This is a genomic window from Thermodesulfovibrio sp. (assembly GCF_049969575.1).
GTDB classification, from domain to species: domain Bacteria; phylum Nitrospirota; class Thermodesulfovibrionia; order Thermodesulfovibrionales; family Thermodesulfovibrionaceae; genus Thermodesulfovibrio; species Thermodesulfovibrio obliviosus.
On the sequence record NZ_JBMFOO010000017.1, the window covers coordinates 28,632 to 38,748 of the forward strand.

Sequence of the window (10,117 nt, forward strand, 5' to 3'; positions counted from 1 at the left end):
TTTATTCATTTTCTTTAGTTTTCATCTGAGCATATTCTGATTCACTTAAGACATCAATACTCCAGCCAGTCAGTTTGGAGGCAAGTCTTACATTTTGTCCTTTTTTGCCAATTGCTAGCGAAAGCTGGTCATTTTCAACAACCACTACTGCTGTTTTTTCCTTTTCATTTATCCCGACTTTAAGTACAGTTGCAGGAGTTAGAGCTTTTGCAATAAAAAAACTCGGATCATCACTGTAAGGAATTATGTCAATTCTTTCACCTTTCAGTTCTCTTACAACAGCCTGAACTCTTGTTCCTTTCATACCAACACAGGCTCCAATAGGATCTACCGAAGGATCCCGTGATGCCACAGCTATTTTTGTTCTTTCTCCTGGATCTCTTGCAATACTTTTTATTTGCACTATACCATCTTGAATCTCCGGCACTTCAAGACTAAACAGTCCAATTACAAAATTCGGATGAGTTCGTGACAGTTTTATTACAGGTTCTTTTGAAGTTTGTTTTACTTCAAATATATATGCCTTAACAATATCTCCTCTTTTTAGATTATCCTGCGGCAGCACTTCTTTTTCTGGCAGGATAGCTTCTGCTTTTCCTACAAGAATATAAAAATTTCCTTTTTCTTTTCTCAAAACTGTGCCGCTTACTATGTTGCCAACTTTATCTTTAAATTCTTCATAGATTAAGAATCTCTCAATTTCTCTTATTTTTTGGAAAAGCACTTGTTTTGCCGTTGTAACAGCAATTCTACCAAAATCCTGAATAGACAATGGAACTTCAACTGTATCTCCAATTCCTTTATCAGTATATTTTTGCTGTACTTCTTGTATGGAGATTTCACTTGCTGGATCTTTTACCTCTTCTACTACTTTCTTAATTTCAAAAATATTGATATCAAAAGTTTGAGGATCTATTTTTATTCTAATCGAAGACCTATTACCATACTTTTTTCTTATAGCTGAGATAAGTGCTGTTTCAAGCAATTCTATTACAGCATCCTTAGTAATTCCTTTTTCTCTCATTATTTGTTCTACTAAAAATTTAAGCTCTTTCCCCATAACCCTATCCTAAGTAAACCTGAGCTTTAAGTATTTTATTTAAAGGTATAAATAAAAGTTCTGATTTTTCTTCTTTTTTACTCCCTTTTCCTTTTGTCTCTTTAATTTCTATTCTTACCCAATCATCTCCTGCATCAATAATTTTACCTATAAAAAAGGTGCGTTCTGCTATTTTTTCTTTTGTGGTAATCTTTACATTTCTTCCAAGATTTCTTAAAAAATCTTTTTTTTCTTTAAGAGGCCTATCAATACCTGGAGAAGAAACTTCAAGAGTGTAAGAGCTTTTTATAGGATCTTCAATATCAAGTATGGCTTCTATAGCTCTTGAGAAGTTTTCACAGTCTTTAATAGTTACTCCTCCTTCTCTGTCAATAAAAATTCTTAAAATCAATCCTTTTCCACCAGGGTGTATTTCTATATCAAGAACTTCAACTCCCTCTTGCTCGCTAACTTGTTCTGCATATTCTTTTATTTTGTCTTTTAATTCTTTAATGTTCATTAACTCCCTCAATTTTATCAAAATAAAAGAGTGGGGAAGCCCACTCTTTCAAAAAGTTTAACATTTTTAAGAGATTTAAAGCAACACCAGGAATGATCCCGGTGTTGCTTTTGTTATATCCTGCTAAATTATTTTTTCTCAGCAGGTTTTTCAGGAGCTTTTTCAGGAGCCTTTGGAGCCTCAGGAGCTTTTGGAGCTTCAGGAGCTTTTTCAGGAGCTGGTGCTGGAGCAGGAGCTGGAGCTGGTGCTGGTGCCTCAGCAGGCTTTTTCTCCTCAGCCTTTTTGCATCCTAATGCAAAGCTAAAGGATACCATAAGAATTAATGAAAGAACTAATGCAAGTATTTTCTTCATCTTCTTTCGTCACCTCCTTTCCCTTACTTTTTTAAGCTAAAAACTGAAATCCCTTTGATTTTCTTTTTTTACCATTGTTTTAATCTTTTTGTCAACCCCTTTTGATATTTTTATTTTACCACTACTCTATGCCCTGTAAGGTTAATAATTAATATTACCAGTGCAATTATTAAAAGAGCTAAAATTACTGCTAAGCCAGCATCTCCAGCAATTTTAATTTCATCAATTTTTAATGCAAGCTTATGAAGACTCTGTTCATCAAGACTTGAGAGTCTATCCATGATTTCTTTTTCAGAATAACCAAAATCTTTAAGTCTCTGAGAAACAATTTTCATTTCAAGAAATTTCTGAAGTTTTTCGAGATCCTGAGTCTTTGTGTTAAGAGTTACTTCAGATGCAATGAAAGCAGCTCCTGCTGACTGAACAATTCCAATTACGACAATTGAGATGATTAAATAACCTACAAGTAACTTCTTAAACATAAAACACCTCCTATTTAGTTTTTAGTTTTTGAATTTGTTCAAATGTATCTTGATAAATTTTGATTTTCTCTGGATTGTTTTTTTCAATCTCCATTGCTTTTTTTACAAGCTCCTGAGCTTTATCAAGATTTTCATTTTTTATGCAATAAAGCCATGCAAGGTTATTATATGCATCAGCAAGTTTGTCATTTTTTTGAATTGCTTTTTTGTAGTATTCTTCTGCAATATCGTATTTTTTCTGATTTAAATATAAATTGCCAAGAAAAAGATAACCTTTTGCATCTGATTTTGAAGCTTCTTTGTAATGTTGTATAGCTTCATCAATAAGCCCATTCTTTTCATAATTTAATCCTAATTGAAGATGTTCCTGGGGTGTTAAAGGATCATGTAAAACAACGACCTGCGGCATACTGCAGCCTGTGATTATCAGACAGATTGCTATTAATAATCTTAACAGCATTGTGTAATTATACCATAAAAAAGGTATAATTAGTTCATGCCTTATTTTGATGTATCAATTCCCCTTAAACTTAAAACACTTACCTATGAATATGATGAAGACATAGATTTAAAGGGATTTGCTGTTCAAGTTCCCCTTAAAAATAGGACAGTTGAAGGCATTGTTATAAAACGCGCTGATAAACCTGAAGAAATAATGAAAATAAAGAAAATTCAGGCAATTATTGGTAAAGCTTATGAAAAAAAATTCATAGATTTTCTCCAGTGGATGAGTTTTTACTATATATCTGAGATAGGTTCTGTTTTGAGAGCTACTTTTTTTGAAGAGATTATGAAATTGCTTAAGGGAATAAGAAATAAAAAAATTTTGAAATCCCGAGATGATTCAATTTTGTTTCATTTAGAAAATTATTTTTTAAATGAAGAGACTCTCTCAAAAATTATTGACATTGCAAAAATAGGCAATTATAAAACAGTTCTTGTTCACTGTCCTGATTTTTTCTATGAGATGAAGTTAATGGTTGAAACAGTTAAGAATCTTTTATCCTTGGATGGAGCAATTCTTTTAATACTACCTGAAAAAAAAGATGCTCAGAGACTTTACAGCACTTTAAAAGAATTTGATTCCAGGATTGTACTTCTTCACAGTGAAATGCCTCGCTCAGAGATTTTGTTTTCAATAAAAGAAATAATTGAAAACAGAGCAAAAGTTGTGGTGGGAACAAGATTTGCTCTGTTTGCACCTGTAAAAAAACTTTCATTGATTATGGTATCCCAGGAATCGCACTGGCTTTATAAGGAAGAACAATCTCCAAGATATCATGCAAGAGACTGTGCTGTGATGAGAGGATTTATTGAAGGATGTCCTGTTGTGCTTACAGATTTTATGCCATCCACAACTTCTTATTATAATACACTGAGAGGTAAATACGAATTTATAGATGACTTCAATACAGTGAAACATCCCGAGATAAAAATTTTAAGGCAGCCATATCAAAGCATTTTTCATCCTGAAACAATGCTTTATATGAAACTTCATTATAAAGAAGGAATTCTTGTTACTTCTCCAAGAAGTGGCTACAGTCTTCTTCGTTGTTCAGAATGTGGAGAAGTTATTAAATGTGAAAAATGCGGGCTCAGCATGATTTTTCATAAATCCATCAAAACAGTTGAATGTTTTAGATGCGGTTTTGTTATGAAAGCTCCAGAACAATGTCTTTATTGTTCTGGAGTTGATATACATCCAGTTGGAGTTGGCGTTGAAAGAATTAAGGAGGAGCTTGAAAATATTTTTTCAGGAAAACATATAGAGATTAGACAAATGGATATGGAAATTGAGAACTCTCAAGGAATCTGGGTTGCTGAAACAGGAAAGGTAAAAAAAGGACATCTTCCTGTTTTTAAAGTAGCTGTATTTGTGGATTTTGATTTTTTTCTTTTTATTCCTGATTACAGAACTCTTGAAAGAGCTTTTGCAAGAGTTTTATCTCTAAGCCAGCTTATCAGAGAAGATGGAGAGTTATTCATTCAGACAAGAAATCCTGCAAATGAGTTTTTTAAGTTTATTCGCTCTTATAATTTCAAAGATTTTTACCTTTATGAGCTAAAACACAGACAAGAAGCTGGTTTTCCCCCATTTTCAAGGTTTATTAAGTTGATAATAAAAATCAAAAAAACATCTTCCGAATCTGTATTAGGTGAAATTAAGGATTTTCTAAAAAGTCATGTAACGGGAGAAATTACAGGACCTGTGAAAAATGAAAATGAGGAATTTGTTTTTATTCTGAGATCAAAAGATAAAAAAAAGCTTATTGATGAGTTAAATAATGCTGCCAGACAGCTAAAATTCTATAAAGGCATTTCTTTTAAAGTTGAAGTAGACCCTGTAAATTTAAAAATCTAAAAATAGCGGTGTTTTATTTTTTTTAAAAATTTTTTTCGCAAATTCAATATCACGAGCAATATTTTCTTTTAATTGTTCTGGTGAATTAAATTTTTTCTCATCACGAATTCTCTCAATAAAGTGAACTCTAATGATTTTGCCAAGCAGATTTTCTTTAAAATCAAGGATGTGAACTTCATAGCTCATATTTGTATTGCCAAAAGTTGGGTTTTTACCAATGTTTGCCACACCATTAAAAGTCTTTAAATTGGGTATGGTAACCTTAACTGCATATACTCCTTGTTTTGGAATAATCTCCTGCTCGGGAACAAAGTTTGCAGTAGGATATCCAAGAATTGATGAGCCTCTTCCCATTCCTCTTATTACTTCACCATCTACATGATAGGCTCTTCCAAGAAACTGATTTGCTTCTTTGATGTTTCCCTGAAAAAGAGCATTTCTTACAGCAGTGCTGCTTAATATTTTCCCACCTTTTTTGTAGGCTTTAAGCACAGTAACCTTAAATCCATATATTTCACCAAGCTTTTTCAGCAGTTCTCTATCTCCTTTTCTTGCTCTGCCAAATCTGTAGTCGTATCCCACAACAATCCATTTTACATTGAATTTTTCCACAAGAATATCTTTTACAAAATCCTCTGCCTCTATCTGAGCAAATTCATAGGTAAAAGGTATAGAAATTGTTAAATCTATCCCGCATTTTTCAATCAGTTTTATTTTGTCTTCATTGGTTGTAATCAGTTTAAGGGGATGCTCTTTATAGAGCACTTTAATTGGATGGGGATTAAAAGTTATGACCACTGAGGTTCCGTTAATCTCAGCTGCTTTTCTTTTTACAAAATCAAAAATTTTCTGATGCCCAATGTGAACTCCATCAAAATTTCCTATTGTCATGACAGGGTTTGGATAATCAAGTTTTTCAATTTTTTTAATTACCTGCATATCTATGCTCCAGTGCTGTTAATTTTTGAAATAGCTCTTCCACCTGTGCCTTTGTTTTTTCTACACTACCTGAATTATCTATTATATAATCTGATTTTGATTTTTTCATCTCAATTGGAAACTGTGCTTTGAGTCTTTTAATTGCTTCTTGCTTTGAAATTCCTTTTTTCTGAAGACGCTGTATTGCTATTTCTTCAGGAGTCCAGACAGTAATAATTATATCAAATCTGTTCTGATAACCCCTTTCAAAAATAACAGGTGCCTCGATAACTACAATTTTTGGCTCTCCTCTTTCAGGAATTTTTTTTATTATTTCATCAATTTTTTCAAAGACTTTTGGATGAAGAATGTTTTCAAGATATATTCTCATAAGGGGATTGTCAAAAATTATCTGGGCAATGTATTTTTTATTAAGTTTGCCATCAGAAATAACCTCTTGTCCAAAAAGTCTTTTAATTTCTTCTATTACTGAAGCTTCATTTAAAAGCTCCTCAACGATTTTATCAGTATTTATCACATAAGCACCAAGACTGCGGAAGATTTCAGCTACTGTGCTTTTACCCATTCCAAAGTTTCCTGTAAGTCCTACTTTAATCATTTTTTAGCATCTCCTTAAGTTCTTTAAGTTTTTTTAATGCCTTCTGGGGTGTAAGATTTTCTATATCAATCTTTGCTATTTCAGCAATAATAGGGTCTCCCTGAAAAAATAAATCAAGCTGCTTTGCCTTTGATTGAAAAGTCTGGAATTCTTTTTTTTCAAGTTTTTTTAATATATCCTTTGCCCTCAATAGAATCTCCTGTGGAAGCCCTGCAAGACGGGCAACCTGAATTCCATAGCTTTTATCAGCTCCACCTTTTTGTATCTTTCTCAAAAATATTATTTCATCACCCCATTCCTTAACCACTACTGTGTAATTTTTTATACAATCAAAGCTGAAGGCAAGGTCTGTTAATTCATGATAATGAGTGGCGAAAATAGTTCTTGCCTTGACTTTTTCTGCAATATACTCAACAACTGCCCAGGCAATGCTTATTCCATCAAAAGTGCTTGTTCCTCTTCCAACCTCATCAAGTATTATAAAACTTTTTTCTGTTGCATTATTCAGAATGTTAGCCACTTCTATCATTTCAACCATGAATGTGCTCTGTCCTTTTCCAAGATAGTCAGAAGCACCTATACGAGTAAAAATTCTATCAACAATCCCGATTCTTGCATGTTTTGCAGGAACAAAAGAACCAATCTGTGCCATGAGAACAATTAAAGCGTTCTGTCTCATGTATGTTGATTTTCCAGCCATATTTGGTCCTGTAAGAATAATAATTCTCTGGTCTTCTGAGCCAATTGATAAGTCATTTGGTATAAATCTCTGTTCAGGTAATTTCCCGAGCTGGATAAGTCTTTCAATTACAGGATGTCTTCCTTCAACAATTTCTATTACTTCCTCTTCTGTGATTTCAGGTCTTGTATATCTGTATTTTGATGCAACTTTTGCCAGACAGCAAAGAAAATCAATATATCCGATTACTTCTGCGTTTTTAAATATCTGCTCTGTGTGATAAGAAACTTTTTTAATTAATTCTCTAAATAATTCTTCTTCAAGAGTTTTAAGTCTTTCCTCTGCACTGAGTATTTTTTGTTCAAGTTCTTTAAGCTGTCTCGTTTCAAATCTCTCAGCATTTGCGAGAGTTTGTTTTCTTATATAGTGCGGAGGAACGAGTTTTAAATTCGGCTTTGTTACTTCAATGTAGTAACCAAAAACTCTATTGTAGCCAATTTTAAGAGAATTGATTCCAGTTTTTATTCTTTCTTCAGCTTCCATATTTAAAATATAGTTTTTACTTTGATTTTTTAAGGCTCTGAGCTCATCTATAACTGAATTATAGCCATCTCTGAAGATTCCTCCTTCATTTATTGTATTTGGAGGATTATCAACAAGAGCATCCTCTATTAGTGATGTGATTTCATTTAATTCGTGAAGACGGTTTGATAAGTCCTTAATAACTGGTGAATCATTTATCTGAAGCGTTTCTTTAAGTTCTGGAATCCTCTGCAATGCATCTTTTAATGCTTTGAGTTCTCTTGGATTTATGTTATACCTTTTAATCTTCAAGCCAAGTCTTTCAATATCTGGAAAGTCTTTTAAGATTTTCTCAGTGTTTTCTCTTAAAGCGTAATCTTTAAAGAATGCTTCTACTCCGTCAAGTCTTTTTTCTATGTCAGCTTTATTTAAAAGCGGACAGCACAGAGCATTTCTTAAGAGACGGGTTCCCATTGGAGTATTTGTTTCATCTAAAATCCATAAAAGGGAGCCTTCTTTATCTCCATCAAGGGATGATAAAATTTCAAGATTTTTTTTAGTTGAACCATCAAGAAGCATAAATTCTGAGAGATTCAAAACTTTTAATTGTTTGAATTGTGTTTGCTGTTTATTTTCCTCAAGATATTTTAAAAGTGCTCCTGCTGCTTGCACTGCAGGGTGAAAGTCATCTATTCCAAAACTTTTTAGAGAGGCTATTCTGAAGTGTTCAACAAGGCTTTTATAGGCAAGCATGTAGTCAAATTTCCAGTCATCCATGAAGGTAAATATTTTTTGATTAATTAAGTTTTCAAAATTTAAAAGGTCTTCAAGAGACTTTGGAACTATTATTTCCTTTGGTTCAAATCTATCAATTTCATCAAAAAGATTTTTATCAGTTTCATAAATAATGAATTCAGCTGTGGTAATATCTGCCAGGGCAATTCCTGTTTTTCCCTGTTTTTGTGGATATGCTGCCATTATGTAAACATTTTCCTTAGTTCCTTCTGGAAGATATGTTCCTGGAGTTAAGACTTTTACAACTTCTCTCTCCACTATCCCTTTTGTTGTTTTTGGATCTCCAATTTGTTCGCAAATAGCTACTTTATAACCTTCCCTGAGTAGTTTTTCAATATATGAATCAGCAGCAAAATAAGGAATTCCACACATGGGGACAGATTCTTTTGATTTATCTCTTGATGTAAGTGTTAATCCCAATATATTTGCTGCAATTTTAGCATCCTCACCAAACATTTCATAGAAATCGCCAAGCCTGAAAAAAACTATAGCATCATTATACTGGTGTTTTATTCTGAAGTATTGTTTCATAAGAGGAGTGAATTGTTCCTGTGAGACTGTCATGGAGTTCATTTAATTATTATACAGTATTGACAGCTATGCATTAAATATTCTATTTTATTTCATGGTTTTTTTAGGTCCTTCAGCGTTTTTGTTATTTCCGATGAAGCAGACAAACTTTACCGTATTTTTGATTCCATTGGAATTATATTAAGAAAATCTAATAAGGCAAGAGCATCTACATCAAATAATTTTTCAAATTATGATATTGCTTTTCTTGACCTTGACTCAGAAGGATGGCAAAAAAGACTTATTGAACTTAAACAATATATGCCTGTGATTGCTTTTGGTAAGCCAGATATAAAAAAAGCAGTTGAGTCAATGAAACTCGGAGCAACTGATTTTCTTGAAAAACCTCTTAAAAATGAAACAGTTTTAGAAATATTTGAAAAATTTAAGGACAAACCAAAAGTTGAAATCCCTGGATTGATTGGAATAAGCAAAATTATGGAAGATGTTTATTGTGGTATTAGAAAAGCAGCTCTTACAGATAGCAATGTCCTTATCACAGGTGAATCTGGCACAGGTAAAGAGCTTGTTGCAAGAGCAATTCATAATCTCAGTGACAGGAAAGATAATTCTTTTATAGTAATAAATTGCTCTGCAATACCAGATACTCTTTTAGAATCAGAGCTTTTTGGTTTTGAAAAAGGTGCTTTTACAGGTGCAACTTATACAAAAAAAGGCCTTATTGAATGGGCTCATAAAGGCACATTATTTTTTGATGAAATTGGTGATGTTTCACCTCTTTTTCAAACAAAGATATTGAGGGTTATTCAAGAAGGAGAGTTTATAAAAATTGGTGGAGCACAGCCTATAAAGGTAGATGTAAGATTTATAGCAGCAACCAACAAAGATTTGATCAAGGCATGTAAAGAAGGCTCTTTTAGAGAGGACCTTTTTTACAGATTAAATGTTATTCAGATAGAACTTCCACCTTTAAGAAACAGAAAGGAAGATATACCATCTCTGGTAAAATTTTTTATAAACAAACATTCCTCAAAAAGAAAGGATATTCATATTCGAGGAATTACAGAGGAAGCTCTTGATGCGTTGATGAATTATTCTTTCCCAGGTAATGTTCGTGAACTTGAAAATATTATAGAAAGAGCAATTGCCTTCACAAATTCATCGGAAATAACAGTTAAAGATCTTCCTTCATATATAATAAAAAGCTCGCATTCTAAAAAAATCTCTCATGGCAATCTGAAAGAGGCTATTAATAATTTTGAAAAGGAACTTATATGGTCAGCCCTGCAAAAAACCA

10 protein-coding genes are annotated in these 10,117 nt (G+C 32.8%); 2 read left to right on the top strand and 8 right to left on the bottom strand.

Translation table 11 applies throughout. The features are described 5' to 3' along the window. Position 1 precedes the first annotated feature (1 nt). The 5 genes from nusA to ACP5O9_RS05400 all read right to left on the bottom strand — a co-directional run bounded on the left by nusA (position 2) and on the right by ACP5O9_RS05400 (position 2,854). Positions 2 to 1,060, bottom strand: coding sequence for a transcription termination factor NusA (gene nusA / locus ACP5O9_RS05380; RefSeq protein ID WP_424904960.1), 1,059 nt, complete (start codon positions 1,058 to 1,060; stop codon positions 2 to 4). Between the two features lie 4 nt (positions 1,061 to 1,064). Next, the gene (rimP, locus tag ACP5O9_RS05385) at positions 1,065 to 1,559 is read right to left on the bottom strand and encodes a ribosome maturation factor RimP (RefSeq protein ID WP_353685517.1); all 495 of its coding nucleotides are present in this window, start codon (positions 1,557 to 1,559) and stop codon (positions 1,065 to 1,067) included. A 128-nt stretch (positions 1,560 to 1,687) separates the two neighbouring features. Further along, positions 1,688 to 1,912, bottom strand: coding sequence for a hypothetical protein (locus ACP5O9_RS05390; protein WP_424904958.1), 225 nt, complete (start codon positions 1,910 to 1,912; stop codon positions 1,688 to 1,690). A gap of 110 nt (positions 1,913 to 2,022) precedes the next feature. Beyond that, complete coding sequence (locus tag ACP5O9_RS05395) at positions 2,023 to 2,394, bottom strand: PA2779 family protein (RefSeq protein ID WP_424904957.1); 372 nt, start codon at positions 2,392 to 2,394, stop codon at positions 2,023 to 2,025. A gap of 10 nt (positions 2,395 to 2,404) precedes the next feature. After that, positions 2,405 to 2,854 carry a tetratricopeptide repeat protein gene (locus ACP5O9_RS05400; RefSeq protein ID WP_428723576.1) on the bottom strand — a complete coding sequence of 150 codons (450 nt, stop codon included), beginning with the start codon at positions 2,852 to 2,854 and terminating at the stop codon, positions 2,405 to 2,407. Between the two features lie 36 nt (positions 2,855 to 2,890). Between ACP5O9_RS05400 and ACP5O9_RS05405 the strand changes: the two genes are divergently transcribed. Further along, positions 2,891 to 4,756: a hypothetical protein gene (locus tag ACP5O9_RS05405; protein ID WP_424904956.1), complete on the top strand. Its 1,866-nt coding sequence runs from the start codon at positions 2,891 to 2,893 to the stop codon at positions 4,754 to 4,756. Here ACP5O9_RS05405 and ACP5O9_RS05410 read toward each other — a convergent pair. The 3 genes from ACP5O9_RS05410 to mutS are packed head-to-tail and all read right to left on the bottom strand — an operon-like array spanning position 4,745 to position 8,862. Next, positions 4,745 to 5,695: a bifunctional riboflavin kinase/FAD synthetase gene (locus ACP5O9_RS05410; protein WP_428723577.1), complete on the bottom strand. Its 951-nt coding sequence runs from the start codon at positions 5,693 to 5,695 to the stop codon at positions 4,745 to 4,747. The genes ACP5O9_RS05405 and ACP5O9_RS05410 overlap by 12 nt on opposite strands. After that, positions 5,682 to 6,293 (bottom strand): dephospho-CoA kinase, encoded by a 612-nt coding sequence (gene coaE, locus ACP5O9_RS05415; protein ID WP_353685511.1) that lies wholly within the window; start codon positions 6,291 to 6,293, stop codon positions 5,682 to 5,684. The genes ACP5O9_RS05410 and coaE overlap by 14 nt, the downstream gene beginning before the upstream one ends. Then, positions 6,286 to 8,862 carry a DNA mismatch repair protein MutS gene (mutS, locus tag ACP5O9_RS05420; RefSeq protein ID WP_428723578.1) on the bottom strand — a complete coding sequence of 859 codons (2,577 nt, stop codon included), beginning with the start codon at positions 8,860 to 8,862 and terminating at the stop codon, positions 6,286 to 6,288. The genes coaE and mutS overlap by 8 nt, the downstream gene beginning before the upstream one ends. Positions 8,863 to 9,126: 264 nt before the next feature. Here mutS and ACP5O9_RS05425 point away from each other — a divergent pair. Then, positions 9,127 to 10,117 (top strand): sigma-54 dependent transcriptional regulator (locus ACP5O9_RS05425; protein WP_428723579.1); only part of this gene is annotated, 991 nt, incomplete at its 3' end.